General features: G+C 54.2%; 16 protein-coding genes. 7 read left to right on the forward strand and 9 right to left on the reverse strand.

The genetic code is table 11. The features are described from left to right. Positions 1-182: 182 nt before the first annotated feature. The 6 genes from KEM39_RS05830 to KEM39_RS05855 form a co-directional block, all read right to left on the reverse strand. Entirely contained in the window at positions 183-740 is a 558-nt protein-coding gene (locus tag KEM39_RS05830; RefSeq protein WP_118997874.1) for a peptidylprolyl isomerase, read from the reverse strand. Between the two features lie 64 nt (positions 741-804). Next, a complete protein-coding gene (locus tag KEM39_RS05835; protein ID WP_118997875.1) occupies positions 805-1,731 on the reverse strand; it encodes a CobW family GTP-binding protein in 927 nt (308 codons plus the stop codon). Then, positions 1,719-2,195 (reverse strand): Fur family transcriptional regulator, encoded by a 477-nt coding sequence (locus tag KEM39_RS05840; RefSeq protein WP_118997876.1) that lies wholly within the window; start codon positions 2,193-2,195, stop codon positions 1,719-1,721. The genes KEM39_RS05835 and KEM39_RS05840 overlap by 13 nt, the downstream gene beginning before the upstream one ends. A 64-nt stretch (positions 2,196-2,259) precedes the next feature. Continuing rightward, positions 2,260-2,715 carry a low molecular weight protein-tyrosine-phosphatase gene (locus KEM39_RS05845; protein ID WP_118997912.1) on the reverse strand — a complete coding sequence of 152 codons (456 nt, stop codon included), beginning with the start codon at positions 2,713-2,715 and terminating at the stop codon, positions 2,260-2,262. A gap of 64 nt (positions 2,716-2,779) precedes the next feature. Then, the gene (locus tag KEM39_RS05850) at positions 2,780-3,886 is read right to left on the reverse strand and encodes a conjugal transfer protein (RefSeq protein WP_118997877.1); all 1,107 of its coding nucleotides are present in this window, start codon (positions 3,884-3,886) and stop codon (positions 2,780-2,782) included. Positions 3,887-3,967: 81 nt separating this feature from the next. Continuing rightward, a complete protein-coding gene (locus KEM39_RS05855) occupies positions 3,968-5,506 on the reverse strand; it encodes a class I SAM-dependent methyltransferase (RefSeq protein WP_192886353.1) in 1,539 nt (512 codons plus the stop codon). 301 nt (positions 5,507-5,807) lie between these two features. On the opposite strand from KEM39_RS05855, the gene KEM39_RS05860 reads away from it, so the two are divergent. Continuing rightward, the gene (locus tag KEM39_RS05860) at positions 5,808-11,033 is read left to right on the forward strand and encodes a RecQ family ATP-dependent DNA helicase (protein ID WP_211709693.1); all 5,226 of its coding nucleotides are present in this window, start codon (positions 5,808-5,810) and stop codon (positions 11,031-11,033) included. Positions 11,034-11,123: 90 nt separating this feature from the next. Here the strand turns inward: KEM39_RS05860 and KEM39_RS05865 are convergent, their stop codons facing one another. Beyond that, on the reverse strand, positions 11,124-11,336 hold the full coding sequence (locus tag KEM39_RS05865; RefSeq protein ID WP_025457097.1) for a heavy-metal-associated domain-containing protein: 213 nt from the start codon (positions 11,334-11,336) through the stop codon (positions 11,124-11,126). Positions 11,337-11,482: 146 nt separating this feature from the next. Here KEM39_RS05865 and KEM39_RS05870 point away from each other — a divergent pair, with 146 nt between their 5' ends. From KEM39_RS05870 to KEM39_RS05885, 4 genes are all read left to right on the forward strand, one after another. Then, the gene (locus KEM39_RS05870) at positions 11,483-12,640 is read left to right on the forward strand and encodes a sugar transporter (protein ID WP_211709694.1); all 1,158 of its coding nucleotides are present in this window, start codon (positions 11,483-11,485) and stop codon (positions 12,638-12,640) included. A 128-nt stretch (positions 12,641-12,768) separates the two neighbouring features. Continuing rightward, positions 12,769-14,205, forward strand: coding sequence for an MBOAT family O-acyltransferase (locus KEM39_RS05875; RefSeq protein ID WP_118997881.1), 1,437 nt, complete (start codon positions 12,769-12,771; stop codon positions 14,203-14,205). 10 nt (positions 14,206-14,215) lie between these two features. Next, a complete protein-coding gene (gene patB / locus KEM39_RS05880) occupies positions 14,216-15,187 on the forward strand; it encodes a peptidoglycan O-acetyltransferase PatB (protein WP_118997913.1) in 972 nt (323 codons plus the stop codon). Next, entirely contained in the window at positions 15,184-16,377 is a 1,194-nt protein-coding gene (locus KEM39_RS05885) for an SGNH/GDSL hydrolase family protein (RefSeq protein WP_211709696.1), read from the forward strand. Before patB ends, KEM39_RS05885 begins: the two co-directional genes overlap by 4 nt. Positions 16,378-16,446: 69 nt before the next feature. Here the strand turns inward: KEM39_RS05885 and KEM39_RS11860 are convergent, their stop codons facing one another. Then, on the reverse strand, positions 16,447-16,575 hold the full coding sequence (locus tag KEM39_RS11860) for a hypothetical protein (RefSeq protein ID WP_300990257.1): 129 nt from the start codon (positions 16,573-16,575) through the stop codon (positions 16,447-16,449). A 50-nt stretch (positions 16,576-16,625) separates the two neighbouring features. On the opposite strand from KEM39_RS11860, the gene KEM39_RS05890 reads away from it, so the two are divergent. Further along, positions 16,626-18,179 (forward strand): fatty acid--CoA ligase, encoded by a 1,554-nt coding sequence (locus KEM39_RS05890; protein WP_118997883.1) that lies wholly within the window; start codon positions 16,626-16,628, stop codon positions 18,177-18,179. Between the two features lie 90 nt (positions 18,180-18,269). On the opposite strand, the gene KEM39_RS05895 is transcribed toward KEM39_RS05890, so the two are convergent. Next, positions 18,270-20,297 (reverse strand): BCCT family transporter, encoded by a 2,028-nt coding sequence (locus tag KEM39_RS05895; protein ID WP_192886350.1) that lies wholly within the window; start codon positions 20,295-20,297, stop codon positions 18,270-18,272. Positions 20,298-20,585: 288 nt separating this feature from the next. On the opposite strand from KEM39_RS05895, the gene KEM39_RS05900 reads away from it, so the two are divergent. Continuing rightward, positions 20,586-22,592, forward strand: a complete 2,007-nt coding sequence (locus KEM39_RS05900) for a site-specific recombinase (protein ID WP_118997885.1) — start codon at positions 20,586-20,588, stop codon at positions 22,590-22,592. Positions 22,593-22,943 lie beyond the last annotated feature (351 nt).

A 22,943-nucleotide genomic window follows, 5' to 3' on the forward strand; every position in this document is an offset into this window, starting at 1 on the left:
GCTTGGCTTGGCTTGGCTTGGCTTGGCTTGGCTTGGCTTGGCTTGGCTTGGCTTGGCTTGGCAGCATTTTAAAATCCTCGGTTTGAATTTGTCAACATTAACTGTCTGTTTTAAAATATTTTTTCACTTCAGACGGCGTTTTTTGGGAAATGGGCGGCGCCGTCTGAACGCCTGTCCGCGTGTTACTGCCCGACAACAACGCGGCGGATTTTGACGGGCTGTACGGGTACGTTTTGATAAAGGCCGCGCGTGGCGGTTTTGACGCGGGCGATTTTGGAAACGGTGTCCATTCCACTTTCGACCCTGCCGAAAACGGTATAGCCGTATTGTCCGTTTTTGTAGTTGAGTGAATCATTGTCCGCCAGATTGATAAAGAATTGGCCGGTGGCGGAATCGGGGTCTGTCGTCCGCGCCATGGCGATGGTGCCGACAGTGTTTTTCAAGCCGTTACCGGATTCGTTGGCAACGGCCTTATCGGTTGCCTTTTGTACCAAGTCCTCGGTAAATCCGCCGCCCTGGATAACGAAACCGTCGATAACGCGGTGAAAAATCGTATTGTCGTAAAAGCCTTTTCGGGCATAACGCACGAAATTGGCAACGGTTTTGGGTGCTTTGGATTCGTCCAAAACCAAACGGATATTGCCCATATCGGTTTCCATCAGGACGCGGGTTGCCGCCATAGACGGCAGGGAAGCCGCCAAAAGCAGCGCGGTTAAAACGGTTTTGAATTTGGGTTTCATCCCATCCTCCTCAAACCTTCAGACGGCATTTTCATTTCCTATGCCGTCTGAAGGCGCGTGAACGCTATTCCAATGCGTCTTTAAGTTTTTGTTCGATTAAATCCGCGTCAAACGATTTGGCAATCAATTCAAAACGCGAATCGCGCCGCCACGAGACTTGGTTCGCGCCCCACTGCCCGTCCACCCAGTTGAGCCATACCCATGTGCCGAGCACTTGGAACACGCCTTTGGCGCGGACGAGTCCTTCGGTCATTTTGGGCAAATCATTGAAGAAGTTGGTCAATTTTTCGCCGTCGAAATCGCGTCCGGCGGGGAATGTGAAACCTTGCGACTGGAAGCCCATCGTGTTATCCGGCAGGGCTTTGAGGCGGTAGCGCGATTTTTCGACGACGGGAATGTCGAGCCACCGGATGTCGAGTTGCGCGTTTCGGACTTCGACCACTTTGGCTTTGGGCGGGAACAGTTTTGCCGCTTTGTCGTGAAATTCGGCAAGCTGTTCGGGGGTGCATAAATCGGTTTTGCTGGCGGCCAATACGTCGCAAATGCCGATTTGGTCTTTATACAACGCCTGCTGCGCGTAATCGGGGTTGATGAACTGGCGCGGATCGACGACGGTAAAGACTGCGCCGATTTCCAACATATTGTCTAAAGGCTTGGCTTTCAATTCATCGATGACGCTGGCGGCGTGTGCCAGTCCGCTTGCTTCAATCATCAGGCGGTTAGGCTTGGCATCGCGCAGCATTTTCTGCACGGTTACGCCCATTTGCGGGCCGGCGGTGCAACACAAACAGCCGCCGGCGATTTCTGCCACGGGGATGCCGTTGTCGCTCAATACAGCACCGTCAATGCCGATTTCGCCGAACTCGTTGACGATGATGACCCATTTTTCGTTCGGGTCTTTCTGCTCCATCAGGCTTTTGAGCGCGGTGGTTTTGCCTGTTCCCAGAAAACCTGAAATCAGGTGGACTTTGGTTTTTTTCATTTCTGACATTTTTTACAGATTCCAGTTAAAACAACGTGTTCTTCTTTCAGCGCAAAGCCGCTTTCGGCAACGCCTGCGCGCAGTGCCGCCCACTCGTGGCTCAGGGTTTGCTCGTCCGCCGCGCCGCATTCGGTGCAGACCAAAATAAACGCGCTGTGGTGCGCTTCGGCTTCTTCGTGGTCGTGGCAATGGTCGTTGCACTCGTGCTGCGCGTGGCTGCACAAAATATAGCCGTTGACCGCCGCCACTTTGTGCAAAACACCCTGCTCCGCCCAAAAATCAAGGGCGCGGTAGGCGGTCGGCGGCGCAACCGCGCCCTCGCTTTGCTGCTGCATCTGCGACAAGACGTTGTAGGCTTTAATCACGCCGCTTTGCTGCAAGACAATATCTAATACCTGCTCGCGCAAAGCGGTTACCTGCAAGCCTTCGCTGCGTGCCTGATCGATGATTTTTTGCTTGAAATTTGTTTTCATAAATTCCCTGTTTATGCCGTCTTAACACTGGGCGCGGAATGTTTCGTATTGATGTTCTGATATATTATCGGGAAATTTTTTCTAAAAACGCCCTGCAGCCTGCATCCGCAAGCCTGAAGGTTTCTTCAAAATCACCCGTGTACCACGGATCGGGCACATGGTCGTAACCGCTTTCGGGTATCAGGTCGGTCAGCTTGAATATTTTTTCCGGCCGCCTGCCGAAGGTTTTTTCCAATTCTGACAAATTCTTGCCGTCCATCGCGATGATGTAGTCAAATGCTGACGCATCGCTTTGGCGGATTTTGCGGCTGGTAAAGCCTGAAGCATCGATACCGTGTTTTTTCAATATCTTTGCCGTTTCACGGTGCATATCTTCGCCGTCGTGCCAGCCCGATGTCCCCGCGCTGTCCGTTTCGAGGGGAATGCCTGCTTCGGCGGCGCGGCGGCGCAAAATGTATTCCGCCATCGGCGAACGGCAGATGTTGCCGAGGCAGACAAAAAGGATTTTCGGTTTTTTCATATCCGCGCCCTGTTCCAACGCGATGCCGTCTGAAGCGGAAACCCTTTCAGACGGCATCGGCAGGTCAATCGTATTGTGTACTGAAAAACGGATTGTGCCCTTCCCGTTTCAACGCTTCCGCATAGCTCGGGATGTTTTCCTGTTCGCCCAAGGGATTATGCAACAGGTAAACGTGTTCTACACGGCATTCTGCCATTAAATCCAAAAAATTTTGCTGGATGACGGCGATATTGTCGGTAAAGGAAAGCTGCCACGAAAACACCTGCGGCACGACTTCAAACGCGCCGTCGGTCGCATTAAATCCGAATAGAATCTGTCCGCCCGCCTTTGCCGCAGCGACCACGCCGACGCGCGGACTCTGCATACGGACGGCGCGTATCGCGTTTGCCGCAAACACATCCATCGCCATACGTTGGCGCGTGTGGCTGCCGTCGGAAAGCGCGCGTACCGGAGAATCCGGGGAAAGCGGGTTGGCAAACAGCGTAACGCCTTCCGATGCAAGATTTTCCTGCCATACCTGCATCAAGGGCAGGCCTGCCTGAAGAAGGTTCTGACCCAATGCCGTCTGAACTTTGCCGCTGCCGAAACCCAGCGCGTAAACGACGTGGACGGACTGCCCTTCGGGCAAAAGCAAAGGGCGCGGGGCGAAACGGCGTAAGTGTTGCGCCGCCGCTTCGGTATTTTGTTTGGCACGCCACCACTCATCCGGCGCGACCGCACTCAAATCGGAGGAATGTACAAGATAAGGCAGCCATTGTGTCTCTTGCGTCAACGCGCGCAGGTGCGGATAGTTTTGCAAACAGGCAAACAATCCCTCCGTCGGCAGCTTCATCTCGATTGCCCGTTCTTTCTTGCAGCCGGACACCAGCACGACCGGCAGGGCGAACCACTGCACTTCGCCTTCTTTCTCGCAATCGAGTACCGCGTTCACGCTGGAAAGCAGCGCGGCATAAGTTCCGGCATCGGGCGACATCGTCAGCGCGAGGGAAAGGTTGATATAGTGGTTTTGTTCAAGCATCCCCCTGATTTCGGTTTGAAGTTGGCCGGACGAGAGTTTGCGCGAAGCCTGGGAAGAATTATGCGCCAACTGGTAGGCATTGAGCAGCAGGTGGTTTTTAATCGGATTTTGGGGATACGGGCGCGTATCGGGCAAGGTAAATGTATGGTTCATATGTGTCGTGTACCGCTTTTCGCAGTGTGTGTCTTTCCTGTCTGAAAATATATCGGACGGATTGCCGCCGGGACTTGCCCGTCAATCCGCCGAAACGAGAAAATGCCTGTCTGCCAAGTCTGCCAATATTTCTTCCACATACACTTCGGCAGGCGGATGGAATGTCAAACCGTCGGGCGTGGTGCTGACGATGTTCAAGTTTTCGGCAACCGCATCTATCACCGCCTGTTTGCTCGTCGGCCGCGATAATTGCCGCATAATGTACAAATGCCCGTACCCGAATGAGGGGGTGCTTTCGTTGTAACGGTTGGCAGGCCGGACAAACGCTCCCGCACCGTGTTCCACAAAGGCGGCGACATAATCTGTAAAACGCGCCGGCACATAGGTTTTATGGTCTTCAAAAAATGGCTTGCCCGCATTGTCTGATGAAACAGAAAAACGCCCGAGAATGGTTTGCAATAAAAGCTGGGAATTGATTTTCATACGGTCAAATTCCAGACCGGGAAATCGGCGGGCGAGATTTTCCGCAACATCTTCCGTTTTAAACGGCTCTCCGGTTTTCATCACATCGCGTATGCCCGAAAGCAGGGTATCGTTTTCATCAAAGTTGATTGTTTCCCCTCTTGCCGGGCGGAAATTCAAACTTTCTATCACTTCGACGGCAACCGACTCATCACGCCTGACAGTATCCCCGACTTCCTCACGGCATAAAAGCGAACGGCGGAATTGGCGGTCGGATAAAATATCGCTGTAAAATTCTTTGGCAATATAATCGCCCCCTGCCAATGCCAGAATCCGCTCCCGCGTATGCTCCGCCATCCAAGAAACAAAAGACGCGTGCAAATCGGTATCCCCGATATATGCGAGCCTGTGGCGGTTAGCCCATTCGATGAAGCCGTTGACGTAAATCGGGTCGTTGAATATTTCCATATATTCGTGTGCGACATAATAAGTATTGTGATTCAATATTTTTTGAATCGCCGGAAGTTTGCCGCCGCCGCCCAAGCCCTTGTCGTTTTCCAAAATTTCCGCCAGTGCCTTGAGCGCGTCCAAGCCTTTCCGCGTTCGCGCTTCCAAGGGTTCTTCAAGCACATCCCTGCCGGCAAAGTACATAATTTCGCGCAACTGCTCCTGCCGTTTCCAGCCCGGGTAAACATTGTATGAAATATAGGCAATGCCGTGTTCGGTCAGGTTGTTCCGGCAAATCGAAAAAATTTTGTCTTTAACTGCGTCAGGCACCCAAGACCAAATGCCGTGGACGATGATATAGTCAAACTTCCCGAATGACTCATCGATGGTCAAAATATCTTTTTCTTCCAGACGCACATTTTCCAAGCCCATTTTTTCAATGATGGCGTTGCCCTGCGCAACCTGCCTGCCGGACAAGTCGATGCCGGCAAATTCCGCATCCGGGTAATAAAGTGCCTGCGTGATGATGTTGCCGCCCATCGAACAGCCCAGCTCCAAGACCTTGGCATTGGCGGCGGGCGCGGGCTGCAAACCCATCAGACGGGCACGCGCCTCCAAATTATTGATGGCGGTTTGAGGGAACGCGCCGGATTCATACATCAAATCATCATATGAATTTTTGATGTCCGATATTTCCGAAGGTTCCGCCATATGGGAGGCGGGGCTGCCGACAACCGTCTGCCGCGCTTTCTTCGCCATAACGGGGGGTGCGGAAGCGGCTTTTTTCTTCTTGCCCGACATATTTTGTTCACTCTAAAGACAATATGCCCGCAAGTTTAACCAATTCGCCTGCCTACTTCAACAGCACGGAAATTATCGGGCTTCCGAACAAGTATGCCGTCTGAAGGTATGCGCATACGTCCGGACGCATCCCTCCGCATCTTGCCGAAATCAGGGATAAAGGCGCAACACTATGGTATATTGACCGTTTTATGCCAGTATCCCGACCGCCATGGATTTTGCCGTACCTGCCGTTTTAATCATCGACTTGGAAATTAACCCCAAAACCGATACCGTCTTCAAAATCGGTGCATACCGGCCCGACCTTGACCTCGGGTTTGAACGAAGCTTCCGCCATGAAGAAGGATTCAGGAAGGCATTGGCGGAAATGCTACCCCTTGCGGAAGGTGCGGAATGGCTGATGGGGCACAACTTCCTCGAACACGACCTGCCGTATTTGAAAAAAGCCGCGCCCGGCCAGGCATGGCTTTCATTGCCCGTTATCGATACGCTGAAGCTGTCGCCGCTCGCCTTTCCGCAAAACCCGTACCACCGCCTGATTAAAAACTACAAAATCATCTCTTCCGAACTCAACTCCCCGTTGGCAGACTGCCGCGCCTGTTGGCAGCTTTTTCAGGATCAATGCACCGCATTCGGCAAAATCAAAACCGAAAGACCCGATGAATTTACCCTATGGGCGGCATTGTCCGATATGCGTCTGCCGTATCGTTCTTCAGACGGCATCTCCTTCGCCGAACGTACCGAACACCCGGACACCAACCGATTGATACGCATTATTTGGATGATGATGCAGGACAACGAAGGGAAAGGGCGTTTGAAAGTCTGCCGCACGCGTTTTCTGGAGTTGATGAAAACCGACATCCGCAATCGCGACATCTATCCTTCGCTTGCCTATGCCCTGTCGTGGCTGAACGTCTCCGGCGGTAACTCCGTGCTTGCCCCGTGGGTGCGGAGCCGTTTTCCCGAAACGGCGCGGCTGATTGCCGAATTGCGCGATCGCGACTGCAGCGACAGCAACTGCAACTACTGCGCCGACATGCTCAATCCCGAAGCCCAGTTGCAGCGTTATTTCAAACTGTCCGCATTCCGCGATTTCAAAGGTTTCGAAGGCGGTCAGCGTGCCATTGTGCAGTCGGGGATGAAAGGTCTGCACACGCTGGCAGTCCTGCCCACGGGCGGTGGAAAATCCCTGTGTTATCAAGTTCCCGCACTCAACCGCTATTACCGTAACGGTGGGCTGACCGTCGTCATTTCGCCCCTGCAGTCGCTGATGAAAGACCAGCTGGACGGAATGCTCAGAAAAAACATTACCTGCGCCGCCATGCTCAACGGTCTGGTCGAAGTGGTCGAACGCGCCGAAATATTGGACAAAACCGCATTGGGCGACATCGGCATCCTGCTGGTCGCTCCCGAACAGTTCCGCAACGACAGTTTCATTTCCGCCATTTCCCAACGTCAAATCAACGGCTGGGTATTCGATGAGGCGCACTGCCTGTCCAAATGGGGGCACGATTTCCGACCCGATTACCTGTATGCGGTCAAATTCATCGCCGAACACGGCAGGAAAAACGGCGGCACCGCACCGGTAAGCTGCTTTACCGCCACCGCCAAACCCGACGTACTTGCCGACATTACCGATAATTTCCGCGAGCAGGCCGGCATAGAATTCAGGCAATTTATCGGCGACAACGCGCGCGACAACCTATCTTACGAAGTTTTCGAAGCTTCAGACGGCATCAAAAAACAAAAAATCGACGAGCTGCTCCACCGCGAACTCGACCATCAAAGGGGCGGCGCAGTCGTTTTCGTCGGCAGGCGCAAAAGTGCGGAAGGCTATAACGAATACCTCCAAAAACAAGGCTGGGCGTGCGAATACTTCCACGCAGGCCTGGAAACCAATGCCAAAGCAGACATACAGAACCGCTTTATCGAGGGCGGCTTGCGCGTCATCGTCGCCACCAACGCCTTCGGCATGGGCGTGGACAAACCTGATGTACGGCTGGTTATTCATGCCGAAATCACCGGTTCGCTGGAAAACTACCTTCAAGAAGCCGGGCGCGCCGGACGGGACCGTGCAGAGGCAAAATGCATCCTGCTTTATGAAAAAAGCGATGTGGATACCCAATTCGGCATCAGCAAAATGTCGCAAATAGAATTGCGCGACCTCAAAACGGTATGGCGCAAAATCGGCATGCTCAACGCGGCAGCACACGGCAGGGACGGTTGCGGCGAAGTCGTCGTCACCGGCGGCGAGATTCTGAAAGACAGCGAAGAATATATGAGCTTCGACAGGGACAACCGCCAGTCGGACACCAAAATCAAAACCGCCATTTCCTGGCTGGAACGTGCCGAACTGCTCGACCGCAAAGAAAACCGCACCAGAATCTTCCCTTCACGCTCGGGCAAACTGACTCTGGAACAGGCTTCGGAGCTGATTCAAAAAGGCCGGTTCGCCCGACGGCTCAAAGAAATCTACCTGACCATTGCCGAAATCGTATTCAACGCACCGGATGACAAGCCGCTCAGTACCGACGACCTGATACAGGCGACCGCATGCAGCTTGGAAGAATTGCGCGGACACCTGCACAGCCTCGAAGAAATGGGCATATTGACCAACGATACGCGCATGACCGTCATCCTGCGTACCGACAATGTCAAACCGTCGTCGGGGCTTTTGGAAAAAATAAGCCGATGGGAAGAAAAACTCTGGCAGATATTGAAAACGGAAATTCCCGATGCCGACCAGGGAATATGGCAAAATCTCACCGTCAATGCCGTCTGCTACGAAATGCACGATTCGGGACTGGAAAGCACGCCCGCCGAAATCAAGCAGCTCATCCTGTCTTTTGCGGACGACAAATCCGCACTCGAATCCAATAAAAACGGCAGCTTTGAAATCCGCGACTTCGGCAACGGCTGCCTGAAAATCCGCTTCAAAAACAATGACAGCTGGGAAAATATTCAGGAAACCGCCCTTTTGCGCCGTAACATCTGCGCCTGCATCCTGTCCTTCCTCGCCGGCAAGACAGAGGGTGTCCGGCGGAAAGATGTCGTTGTAGAAACCGGTATCGGCGAAATGGTGCAGCGGCTTGCCGACGATATGCAATTGTCGGTACAGATTCCGGCAAACCGCCGCGAAACCCTGCTCAAACAGGCGCTGCTGTTCATGCACAAACTGGGCATCATCAAACTGAACCACGGCATTACCATCCTGCGCCACGCGATGACCATCGTCCCCAACCGGAACGCGCTGGAATCCAAACGGCAATACCTCAAATCGGACTACCGCCCCTTGGAAACGTTTTACGGGGAAAAACGTTTCCAAATCCACGTCATGCGCGAATATGCGGAACGCGCGCTCAAAAACATCACCGAAGCCTTAAACCTGGTCGTCGACTATTTTAAAACGGATGAAAAATCATTTAAGGACAAATGGTTTTCAGGAAGGCTGAAAGAATTGGAAGAACCCGTCTCTCCGGATACCCTCCATGCCGTCACGGACGGTCTGAACAGCGTGCAAAAAGCCGTCGTTACCGATCAGAGCGGCAGGAACCGCTTGGTGCTTGCCAGTCCCGGTTCCGGCAAAACGCGCATCATCGTCCACCGCGTCGCCTATCTTCTGCGTGTCCAGCACGTTCCGGCATCCTCCATCATCGTCCTGACCTTTACCCGGCTTGCCGCGCTGGAAGTCAAACGCCGCCTGCACGGACTGGTCGGCAACCTTGCCCGGGCCGTTACCGTCCTGACTTACGACGGTATGGCAATGCGGCTTTTAGGCGTACGTTTCGACAGCAAAGGCTGCGACGGCAAAAGCAGAGAACAGGAGAAATGGAAAACCGAAGAACAGTTTGAAAAATGGTGTGAAGCCGCCACCGCCATGCTTTCAGACGGCATAAGCGGCGGCGACGGGGACGAAGCGCGCGAGCGCATCATGTCGGGATTCCGCTATATCCTCGTAGACGAGTACCAAGACATCAGCGAACGGCATTACAGGCTGGTTTCCGCGCTGGCAGGCAGGAAACGCGACGATGAAGACAAGCTGACCATTCTTGCAGTCGGCGACGACGACCAAAATATCTTTGCCTACAACGGCAGCAGCAACGAATACATCCGCCGTTTTCAGGAAGAATACGGCGTGGATTCGCCCGATTTCCTGACTTTCAACTACCGCAGCACGCAAAACATCATCGCCGCCGCCAACCGCGTGATAAGCGGAATGCCCGACCGCCTGAAAAACCTGCACCCTATCGCCGTCAATCCCGAAAGGCGGCAAGACCCCGACGGCGGCGGCTGGGCGAAAACCGACCCCGAACGCCAAGGCCGCGTCCGCGTCATCCGCCTGCACCCCGAGTTCAACCGGAGAAGACGCTTCAACATCCAATCCCAAGCCGTCATTGAGGAAATACAGCGTTTGCGGAATTTGGCGGACATCCCTTGGAACAGCATCGCCGTCCTTGCCCGCAACAACGACACACTCAACCCCATGCAGGCATGGTGCGAACAAAACGGCATCCCCTACTTCCTGACAAACGAACAAAGCCTGCCTTTATGCAAAACACGTGAATTCGTCCGTCTGGTGCACGGCATCGAAACGGCGGTGGACGGTATGCTTTCTTCGGCGGATTTCTGTCGGCTGATAGAGAAAGAAATCAGGCACAGCGGCAAGAAATGGGAAAACTGGTTCGCACAGCTTAAAGCCGACTTCCTCAACGAATTCCCCATTGCCCGACCGTCTGAAAACACTGCCGCACCGCAACATCCTGCGGCATTTCTGAAAAACTGGCTGTACGAATATGTCGGCAACGAGAAAATCAGCCGTTCAGACGGCATATTCTTGGGAACGGCGCATTCATCCAAAGGTTTGGAATTCGACCACGTCTTTATCCTGGACGACGGCTGGGAAGAGCGCAGCGACGAAAACCGCCGCCTCTATTATGTCGCCATGACCCGTGCCAAAAAGACGCTGACACTGATCCACCACACGCCACACCACGCATGGATAAACACATTGCCCGAAGACGTAGAGTGCATAGACCGCACCTTTGCCGAACTGCCTGAATTGAATGTCGAATACAGGATGCTTTCCAACTATGGAGGAGCGTTGGATATCGGCTTCATCGCCCGAGAAAACGAAAATCCTTCATACGGGGAAATCGGCGAACGCATCGAAGCTGCCAAAATGTTGAAAACCGGCGACAGCCTAGACATCATTGAAGACGGCGGCGGCAATTACCTTTTCTGCGCCAACAAGATACCGGTTGCCAAAACTGCCAAGAATTTTAAAGAAAAAATCCCCAAACATGCCCGTGCCGCCGTTGCCGCTGTCGGTGTCTTCTATTTGGAAGATGTCGGCAAAAAATATCTCGAACAATATCGGGAAGACATTCCGGTATGGGCAGTCGTCATCCCCGTACTGATGATTCCTCAGAAACCGTAAACCTTACATAAAAATGCCGTCTGAAGACACGGAGCGTGCTTCAGACGGCATCGGGGAGGCGCAAAGGCTTCAGACGGCATTTTTGCCGCTTTATTTCAACGCGGCATCATAGCCGCCGTCTTCTACGGCTTCAATCAACGCCCCCGCATCGGTTTGCGCGGGGTCGTATGCGACGGTTGCGCTTTTGTTTTCAAGGCTGACTTCGACGCTTGCCACGCCTTTGACGCTTTCCAGTATCCGGGTAACGCTTTTGACGCAGCCGCCGCAGCTCATGCCGCCGATGTCAAGGATAAGGGTTTCCATCATTTTTCCTTTCGTTGGTACTGCAATCTGACGGGCGTTATTGTAAGTCGGAGCGTGAACTTGGGCAAACGCGGAAACGGTGCGGCGGTTTGAAAAAATACGGACGCTTGCGCATAATGGCGGCAATTCCCATCAGGACAACAACAATGAACGCTTCGCAAAAACCCTGGTTGAGCATCGTTGCCTTGGCAATCGGCGCATTTATTTTCAACACGACCGAATACATCCCCATCGCACTTTTGAGCGACATCGGACGAAGCTTCGGCATGACGGCGACCGAAACGGGTGTGATGATTACGGTTTACGCTTGGGTTGTCGCGCTGACTTCGCTGCCGCTCATGCTGCTGACGCGCCATATGGAAAGGCGCGGCCTGCTGCTGGTTCTGTTTGCGCTGTTTACCGTCAGCCACATCCTGTCGTTTGCCTCGTGGCGGTTTGAAATCCTGCTTGCCAGCCGCGTGGGGATTGCGCTGACCCATGCGGTATTCTGGTCCATTACGGCTTCGCTGGCGGTACGCATCGCCCCTGTCGGAAAGGGAAATCAGGCATTGGGGCTGCTCAGTACGGGAACGGTAATGGCGATGGTGGCGGGGATTCCGCTTGGGCGCATGGTCGGACAATATTTGGGCTGGCAGGCGAGTTTTCTGCTGATTGGTTTGTGTGCGGCGGCGGTGATGGCAGTGCTTGCCAAAAGCCTGCCGCGCCTGCCGAGCGTGAATGCCGGTTCTTTAAGCAGCTTGCCCCTGCTTTTAAAACGGAAAAAACTGATGCTGCTGTATGCGATGACGGTACTGGTCATCACGGCACACTTTACCGCATACAGCTACATCGAGCCCTTCGTCATCCAAATCGGCGGTTTCTCAGCGCGGCAGGTTACGGTGGTGCTGGGGCTGTACGGCCTGGCGGGTTTTGCCGCGTCTTACCTGTTCGGCAAATGGTTTGCCAAACATCCGCGCGCATTTTTGGCGGGCGCGGTATCAGTCATCGCTTTGTCCTCAGGACTTTTGCTACCTTTGGCGCATTTGCCTGCCGCCATTTACGCGCTGGTGTTCGTATGGGGGACGGCGATTGTGATCGTCAGCTTGGGGATGGTTTCCAAAGTTTTGGATTTCGCCTCCGATGCCGCAGACCTTGCCAACTCGATTTATTCGGGACTTTACAACGTTGGTATCGGCGGCGGCGCGCTGCTGGGGCATTGGGTAACGCAATATGCCGGCATTTCCCGTATCGGCATCGCCGGTATGTTTGCGGCGGCGGTCGGGCTGTGGCTGTGCCTGAACCTGAACCGCCATATCCGAACCTGACCGCGCGATGCCGTCTGAAGCCCCTCCCGCCCTTCAGACGGCATTTTGATTGAAGAAATATCCGCCCCTGCTTAAAATAACGGGCCTTGCCGTGTTTTAACGCCTATTTTTTGTTCCAAGGATGGTTTATGCCGCTGCTGTCTGTCGAGTTCGCACTGTTCTTTCTCGCCTTCCTGCCGCTTTACTGGGGCTTGGCGGAATACCCGTCCGCCCAAAACCTGCTGCTTTTGGCTGCCGGTATGGGCTGGCTCTACCATATCGGCCCCGTATTTGCGGCAATCATCGTCCTTTATTCCTCCTGCGTGTACCTTTTGGGCGAACTGCTCCGTTCCGATCGCGAAAATACGCGCCGCTTTTGGCTGGGGTGCGGCATTGCCACCTCGCTGACCGTCTTGGGCTTTTTCAAATATTTCGACTTTTTCCGGCCGCTGATTGCCCAATATGCCGGACAAGGCGGCGCAATCGACATCCTGATGCCGCTGGGGCTTTCGTATTACACCTTCCAGTCGCTCGCTTATCTGGTTTACTGCTTCCGTGCGCCGCACGCCGCGCGTTTCGAGTGGCACGAGCTGCTGCTGCACCTGAGTTTTTTCCCCACCGTTACCTCCGGCCCGATTATCCGCGCCGCCGCATTCAAAAGCGCGGACGGCGAACAGGCGGGCGCACTGGCGCAAATCCGCACCCGCCAACCGCGTTCGCCCGTCCGCCCCGCACTCGCCGTTTCCCTGATTTTGCTGGGTATTGCCAAAAAATGGTGGCTGGCGGGGATGCTGGCGGAAAACTGGGTGTCGCCCGTATTTGAAAACCCCGCCCAATTCGACGGCTGGGGCGTATTGGCGGGCGTGTACGGCTATACCTTCCAACTCTTTTTAGACTTTTCCGGATATTCCGATTTGGTTATCGGTATGGCGATGCTGCTGGGTTTCCGGCTGCCCAAAAACTTCTCCGCACCGCTTCGTGCTTTAAACATCCGCGCATTTTGGGACAAATGGCACATCAGCCTTTCCACCTGGATACGCGACTACATCTACATCCCCTTGGGCGGCAGCAAAAAAGGCTTTTTGCGGACACAGTTCAACCTGATGGCGGCAATGGTGCTCTCGGGCATCTGGCACGGCTACGGCTGGAACTTCCTCATTTGGGGCGCGCTGCACGGCACGGCACTGGTGTTGCTCAACACGGGCGACCGCTATTTCGGACGCGACGCGCTATGCCGTCTGAAATACCTTGCGCCGCTCTCGTGGTTTGTTACCTTCCATTTTGTCTGCCTTAGCTTTGTCGTCTTCAATACCGCAAACCCCGACGATGCCGGCGCGGTTTTCAGCGCGCTCTTTGCCAATGCCAACGGCTGGAATGCGCCGCAACAGGCGGATATGCTGCTGCTTGCCTCGTCTGCATCCATGATGCTGCTCTACCCTTACCTGCAACGCGCTTTCGACGGTATAGTCGGAGGTTTGGAAAAAATCCCGATGTGGCTGTGGTTTATCCCGATTTCCATCATCCTGCTGCTGATTATCGTATTTGCCCCTTCGGGGATACCCGGCTTTATTTATGCCAATTTTTAAGGGTTTGGACATGAAAAACTTTCTTTCCCTTTTCGCCTCCATATTGATGTCTGCCCTGATTGCCGTGTGGTTCAGCCAAAACCCCATCAACGCCTACTGGCAGCAGACCTACCACCGCAACAGCCCGCTCGAACCGCTTGCCGCCTACGGATGGTGGCAAACCGGTGCGGCGTTGCAGGAAAACGCCTACGTCTTTTCAGACGGCATCAAAGCCTTCCTGTCCGGCGAAACGCCGTCGACGGCTCAAGGCGGCGGTTCGACAGATATGCCGTCTGAAGCCGCCGCATCCGAAGCCGTCCCTCAAACCGGCGAAATCCAAGAATGGAAACAGAACACCGACACCGCCGCCGTCCGAACCGGGGACAAAGTCTTTTTCGCCGGCGATTCGCTGATGCAGGGTGTTGCACCCTTCGTGCAAAAAAGCCTGAAACAGCAATACGGCATCGAATCCGTCAACCTCAGCAAACAAAGCACGGGGCTTTCCTATCCCAAATTCTTCGACTGGCCGAAAACGATTGAAGAAACCCTGCAAAAACATCCCGAAATCAGCGTGCTAGCCGTCTTCCTCGGCCCGAACGACCCGTGGGATTTCCCCATCGGCAAGCAATACCTCAAATTCGCTTCCGACGAATGGGCGCAAGAATACCTGAAACGCGTCGACCGCATCCTTAAAGCCGCACACACGCACCACGTCCAAGTCGTCTGGCTCGGTATCCCCTACATGAAAAAAGCCAAGCTTGACGGGCAGATGCGCTACCTCGACAAACTGCTTTCGGAACACCTGGAAGGCAAAATCATCCTGATTCCCACCGCGCACACCTTGAGCGGCGGGGAAGACCGCTACACCGACTCCGTCAACGTCAACGGCAAATCCGTCCGCTACCGCAGTAAAGACGGCATACACTTTACCGCCGAAGGACAAAAACTGCTGGCGGAAAAAATAATGGAAAAACTCACTTTTACACCAAGCCAACAACCATGAACCTCAGACACCTCATCACATTTTCCGCCCTGTTCGCCGCAACTCAGGCAAACGCCCTACCCGTTGCCTCCGTCAGTCTCGACACCGTTACCGTTTCCCCGTCCGCCCCCTACACCGATACAAACGGGCTCTTGACCGACTACGGCAACGCTGCCGCCTCGCCTTGGATGAAAAAACTCCAATCCGTCGCACAAGGCAGCAGCGAGACCTTCCGCATCCTGCAAATCGGCGACTCGCATACCGCCGGCGACTTCTTTACCGACAGCCTCCGCAAACGCCTGCAAAAAACTTGGGGCGACGGCGGCATAGGCTGGGTTTACCCCGCCAACGTCAAAGGGCAGCGTATGGCGGCCGTCCGCTATAACGGCAACTGGCAAAGCCTCACCAGCAGGAACAACACCGGAGACTTCCCGCTCGGCGGCATCCTCGCCCACACCGGCAGCGGCGGCAGCATGACCCTGAGCGCATCGGACGGCAAGACCGGCAAACAGCGCGTTTCCCTGTTTGCCAAACCCCTGCTCGCCGAACAAACCCTGACCGTCAACGGCAACACCGTCTCCGCCAACGGCGGCGGCTGGCAGGTACTGGATACGGGCGCGGCACTGCCCCTGACCATACACACCGAAATGCCGTGGGACATCGGATTTATCAATATCGAAAACCCCACCGGCGGCATTACCGTTTCCGCGATGGGCATCAACGGCGCACAATTAACCCAGTGGTCGAAATGGCGTGCCGACCGTATGAACGACCTTGCCCAAACCGGCGCCGATTTGGTTATCCTTTCCTACGGCACCAACGAAGCCTTCGGCGACAACATCGACATTGCCGACACCGAACAAAAATGGCTGGATACCGTCCGCCAAATCCGTGACAGCCTGCCTGCCGCCGGCATCCTCATCATCGGCGCACCCGAATCCCTGAAAAACACGCTCGGCGTATGCGGCACGCGCCCCGCCCGCCTGACCGAAGTCCAACAGATGCAGCGGCGCGTCGCCCGGCAGGGACAAACCATGTTCTGGTCTTGGCAAAACGCCATGGGCGGCATATGCAGCATGAAAAACTGGCTCAACCAAGGATGGGCCGCCAAAGACGGCGTACACTTCTCCGCCAAAGGCTACCGGCGCGCGGCGGAAATGCTCGCCGACAGCCTCGAAGAACTCGTCCGCGCCGCCGCAATCAGGCAATAATCGGACAGGAGGCGGACGGTATTTCCGCAACAGGGGGATGCCGTCTGAAACGCATACCTTCATATTGCTTCAGACGGCATTCAGGTCAGACATAGGAAAGCCGCAGGCGAACCTCCGGCATACGGCGCAAAGGCGGCGTTTGATATGCAGTCTGAAGGCAAAGATGATAAACTGCCGCCTCCCGTTTTCAGACGGCATATTGTTTTCAAATGAGGGCGTTCTCCGTCCGCAACCATAAAGGAAGTTTCATGAACCGGACTTATGCCAATTTCTACGAAATGCTGACCACCGCCTGCCGCAAAAACGGCAACGGCACGGCAGTGTTCGACGGCAAGGAAAAAACCGCCTACCGCGCGCTCAAGCAGGAAGCCGAAGCCGTCGCGGCGTATCTGCAAAATATCGGCGTGAAGTTCGGCGACACGGTCGCGCTGGCGGTTTCCAATTCCACAGAATTTATTACCGCCTATTTCGCCGTGTCCGCCATCGGCGCGGTCGCCGTACCGATGAACACATTTTTGAAAAACAGCGAATACGCGTATATCCTGAACGACTGCAAGGCGCGCTTCCTGTTCGCCTCGGCCGGCCTGTCAAAAGAATTGGCGGGCTTGAAGGCGCAAACGCCCGTCGAAAAAATCATTTGGACAGGCAAAAGCCGGCAGGGCGGCGGAGCGGCGGAAGGCGATGCCTTTTTTGAAGATGTGCGCCGCTTCCCCGAAAAACCCGACTTGGGCCGCCAACCCCGGATAAATGATTTGGCACACATCATCTACACCTCCGGCACGACGGGGCATCCCAAAGGCGCGCTAATCAGTTACGCCAACCTGTTCGCCAACCTGAACGGCATCGAACGCATCTTTAAAATTTCCAAACGCGACCGCTTTATCGTTTTCCTGCCGATGTTCCACAGCTTCACGCTGACGGCTATGGTGCTGCTGCCGATTTATATGGCGTGTTCGATTATTTTGGTCAAATCCGTTTTCCCGTTTTCCAACGTTTTGAAACAGGCCCTGCTCAAACGCGCGACCGTATTTTTGGGCGTACCCGCGATTTACACCGCGATGAGCAAGGCAAAAATCCCTTGGTATTTCAGATGGTTCAACCGCATCCGCCTGTTTATCAGCGGCGGTGCGCCTTTGGCGGAACAAACCATCCTCGATTTCAAAGCCAAGTTCCCCCGCGCCAAATTGCTGGAAGGCTACGGACTGAGCGAAGCCTCGCCCGTCGTCGCCGTCAATACGCCCGAACGGCAAAAAGCCCGCAGCGTCGGCATCCCCCTGCCCGGTTTGGAAGTCAAAGCCGTCGATGAAGAACTGGTCGAAGTGCCGCGCGGCGAAGTGGGCGAACTGATCGTCAGGGGCGGTTCGGTGATGCGGGGCTACCTCAATATGCCTGCCGCCACCGATGAAACCATCGTCAACGGCTGGTTGAAAACGGGCGATTTCGTTACCATAGACGAAGACGGCTTTATCTTTATCGTCGACCGCAAAAAAGATTTGATTATTTCCAAAGGTCAAAACGTCTATCCGCGCGAAATCGAAGAAGAAATCTACAAACTCGATGCCGTCGAAGCCGCCGCCGTCATCGGCGTGAAAGACCGTTATGCCGACGAGGAAATCGTCGCCTTCGTCCAATTGAAGGAAGGTATGGATTTGGGCGAGGACGAAATCCGCCGCCACCTGCGTACCGTGCTGGCAAATTTCAAAATCCCCAAACAAATCCACTTTAAAGACGGGCTGCCGCGCAACGCTACGGGCAAGGTATTGAAACGGGTGTTGAAGGAGCAGTTTGAAGGAAACAAATGAATGCCGTGCCGTCTGAAGCCCCGTCCGGCAAAAAAAATGCGGTGAATCTGATTCACCGCATTTTTTTGGCAAACGCCGGAGGGAGGGCATTTACTCTGCCAATTCCACCTGCTCGTGCGCCATCAGTTCCTGACCGACATCATCCAACAACATCAAATAACGTTCGTAGTTTTTCAAAATGTCGGCAATCAGCTCGTCCTTGTTCATATACTGCACATCGTACCCGACGCGCCCGTCGAAAAAATAAGCGTAAGGTTTGTAAGTTGTCTGGTGCCGGATATGCGGCAGGTTGCCGTCGTTAATCAACTGGTCGGATACATCCTGCCCGACAGACTTAATCCCGTACATAAAATCGCGCATCGTCTCTTTCCGAATGACGAACTCGATTGCGGGCTCGTCCTGATGAAACATCTTATCGACCCGGACGCTCAAGCCGTATTCTTCCGAAAGCTCCCGTTGCAACTCGTGCATAGCGGGCGATGCAGTCTGTTTGAGGAATTTTAAAATATCCTGCTCCTGCGTCTGGCTCATTATCTGCACCAGCCGTTCTTTCCACTTGCCGCCCGTCCAAAATACACTGGTAGGGTTAACCCGGGTCTCAAAATATTTCTTATCCGCACTCAATCCTTTCCACAGGCTGAAACACATTATCAGCATCAGCAGGGCAAACGGCAGGGAAACAATCAGGGTCATAGACTGCAGGTTGCCTAGCCCACCCGAGCGCATCAGCAAAACGGCAACGGCAGACATCAGCACGCCCCACATAACCGCCTGCCACCGTGGCGCGCTCAAGCCTTTGTCCCGAGAGGTAATATTGTTCAGGACATAAATCCCGGAGTCGGCAGAAGTTACAAAAAACAGAGAAATGACCAGCAGGCTGACGATGCTCGTCAATTCGGGCAGGGGGAGGTAATTAAAGAATTTAAAAAGCAGCGTTTCCGGAGAGGAGGTCATCTTTTCGAGCATTCCCCCCGCAACCCCGTCATTCAGCCAAATCGCCGTATTGCCGAAGACGGTAAACCACAAAACGCCGAACAGGCCGGGGATGAGCAAAACCCCGAAGACAAACTCGCGGATGGTGCGCCCCTTTGAAATGCGCGCGATAAACAAACCCACAAACGGCGCCCAAGAACACCACCACGCCCAATAAAGCACCGTCCAAGATTCAAACCACGGCTTGTGTTCCCGTTCGTACGCATAAGTTTTAAAACTGAGGCGCACCAGATTTCCGAGGTAGTTCCCTATGTTGTCGCCGAATGCCGACAACAGGTAAACAGTGGGTCCCGCCGCCAAAACAAAAAACAGCAGCAAAAACGCAAGGCCCAGGTTCAACTCGCTCAACACCTTCACGCCCTTCCCCACGCCGGATATTGCCGAAACGACGGCGAGGGACATGACGGCGGCGATAATCAAAACCTGCACGCTGAAGCTGTTTTCGGCAATCCAGCCCATTTCCTGCAATCCGGCGCCCAGTTGCGAAGCCCCGAACCCCAATGTGGTGATGATGCCGAAAAAAGTAGCAAGCAACGCCATAATATCAATGGCATCGCCGAACCTTCCGGAAATTTTTTCTTTCAACAGGGGGTAAAAACAAGAACGCAGGGCAAGCGGCAGCTTGTAGCGGAAACCGAAATAAGCCAAAGCCAATGCAATCGTACCGTACACCGACCAAGCGTGAACGCCCCAATGGAACACCGTGTGCAGCAATGCCTGCTGCTGCCTGTGTTCCGGCGTGCCGGCCGTAATGTCCGAAAAATAATGCATCAACGGCTCTGCCACGCCGAAAAACATCAGACCCACGCCCATCCCGGCCGCAAACAGCATCGCCAGCCACGACAGGAAGCCGAATTCCGGCACATCTTCATCCCGTCCGAGCCTGATGTTTCCCAAACTGCTGACCGAGAGTATCAGCAGGAAACCCAGAAAAATGGAAAACGTTAAAACATAAAACCAGCCGAACTCGGTAAAAATGACTTCTTTTGCCCGATCGAGCCACATCTGCACCTGATCCGGCACGGTTAAAACCAATACCGCCAAAACACACACAAAAAACAAAGTCGTCAAAATAACCATCGGATTAAATGACGTTCGGCGTTCTATAAATTCAGACAGGGACAAACCTTCTCACTCCTTTGTTAAAAACAGACAAACCCGGTCATCGGGCAAAGCGGTCAAAACCTGCCGGTAAAATACCGGCTTCCGGATGACGAAATGCACAAACCGGCCGAAATTGTTATAATCGAAAAAATTAAAAATCAATACGGATTATTCTATCAGATTGATTTATCGATATTTATTATATCATTAATATAGTTTGATTTCAAACTAGCGGAAAATGCGCCGCCCACCGCAGGCGCGCCCTCCCCACCATCGGGGCGTTTAACGCCGGATTGCCGATGCGGTACAATGGCTGATATGAAGAAAATTACCCCTCAAAACCTACGCCCCCTGCTTTCGGAAAGCTTGGGACATACCGATTTTGTCAACGTCCTCAACGCACTGATTAAATTTTTGCGCCGTGGCGGCAAAAAATGTGCGGGGGAACGTTTCGACCTGATTATCGACACATTCAAACAAGACAGGGAATTACTGTCCCGCTTCAGCCGGTGTTTTTACATCTGGCTCGCGCAGGTGCACATTTATCCGGCACTCATCAAACTCGGCATCTTCTCGCGCCACAGCTTTGCCCGGGAAATGGGCATACGCATATACGAACGCTTCAGCCCGTCATATAAAGATTTTGCCAACTTGGGCGAAGTCTTCCTTTATCTTTTCCATTCCGAAAACGACGACAAATGGCTGCAAACGCTCAATATCCGCCAATGGCTGGTTTTATACGAACTCATCCGGAGCCACGCCGAGCCGTCCAAATTGCAGACGGCGGGCATCCGCCTTGCCGATGCGCGTTTGCGCGCCATCGAAATGCTGTCTGTCTGGACGGCATCCGAAGCCATCGAACCCGACCTCATCCGCATCGCCCCGCGCCTGCTGGAAGCCGATTCTTCCTTCGTCGCCCTCCAGCGCGAAACCGCCAAACTGGTCGAACACTACCGCAACAGCACTGCGCCTTACGACACCGCCCACCTCGAGGTGATGTTCGACCAATGTTTCAGCCAGATTGACTATTTGCGCCGCAAAGGGACGGGCGCCGGCTCCGGTTCGTCGGTCAAAGTCGCCCACCTGCTCGAACGGCTCCGGCAGACCGTAGACCGTCTGAAGCTGCTCACCGACATCCAAACCGGCGCCGGCAACAGCAACCGCCTGACCATCGCGCTGATGAACTCCCTCATCTACGCGGCGGTCGAACAATACAGCACCCGCCACCTGCGCCGCAGCAGCATCCGTATGCTCGCCCGCAGCATTACCGAAAACAAAAGCCACCACGGCGAACACTACATCACCCGCAACCGCAAAGAATATTTCAAAATGTTCTACTCGGCGGCAGGCGGCGGCGTCATCATCGCCCTGATGGCGCTGCTCAAAATCCGCATCGGCACACTCGGCCTCAGCCCCTTCCTCACTTCCTTGTCGGCGGGGTTCAACTACGGCATCGGCTTTATGATCATCCATATTCTGCACTGCACCGTCGCCACCAAACAGCCCGCGATGACTGCCGCCAGCTTTGCCGAACAGGTCGACCTCAACGAAGGCGGCAAAGCGGTGGACAACAAACTCGCCAAGCTCCTCATCGACGTATGCCGCTCCCAAAGCGTCGCCGTTTTCGGCAACGTTTCCATCGCCATCCTTTTGGCGTGCACCATATCGTTCGGCTATGCCCATCTGCACCAACAGCCCATACTCGATGCCCACACCGCCGCCTACCAGTTCAAATCCATAGACATCATCGCTTACCCGACGCTGTGGTATGCCGCCATTGCAGGTCTGTGGCTGTTCTGCTCCGGCATCATCGCAGGTTTTTTCGACAACCGAGCCGACTACCTCAACCTGCGCCAACGCCTGCCCTTCAACCCCTTGCTGCGTAAAATCATGCGCCCGGGGCCCCGCCGCGTCCTCGCCGCCTACATCCACAAACACTACGGCTCGCTGGTCGGCAACTTCATCTTCGGGATGCTCTTGGGTATGACCGGCTATTTCGGACACCTCCTCGGGCTGCCGCTGGACATCCGCCACGTCGCCTTTTCCTCCGCCAACCTCGGCTATGCCGCTGTCAGCGGCAACGTCGGTTTGGGCACGTTCGTACTCGGCATTTTCAGCGTCCTCGCCATCGGCTTGGTCAACCTCTGCGTCAGCTTCAGCCTCGCCCTCTTCGTCGCCCTGCGCTCGCGCGGCACGAAAATCGGCAGCATCCGCAATCTGATCAAAAGTTTTTGGAATCAGATTAAAAGCAATCCCTGCATACTTTTCCTCCCGCCCGCCAAAGAACAGGGACATCCTCCTTCGGACAAGCCTTGACCGGCAATGCCGTCTGAAGCGGGATTCGCCCCGAATACCGCCCTGATGCGGGAAATCCCCATAAAAGGATGAGACCTTTGCAAAAATAGTCTGTTAACGAAATTTGACGCATAAAAATGCGCCAAAAAATTTTCAATTGCCTAAAACCTTCCTAATATTGAGCAAAAAGTAGGAAAAATCAGAAAAGTTTTGCATTTTGAAAATGAGATTGAGCATAAAATTTTAGTAACCTATGTTATTGCAAAGGTCTCAGGATGCAAAAATGCCGTCCGAACCGAAACGTGGTTCAGACGGCATTTTATAGTGGATTAACAAAAATCAGGACAAGGCGACGAAGCCGCAGACAGTACA

It is taken from the genome of Neisseria sp. Marseille-Q1983, assembly GCF_018224585.1.
Taxonomy (GTDB): Bacteria; Pseudomonadota; Gammaproteobacteria; order Burkholderiales; family Neisseriaceae; genus Neisseria; species Neisseria polysaccharea.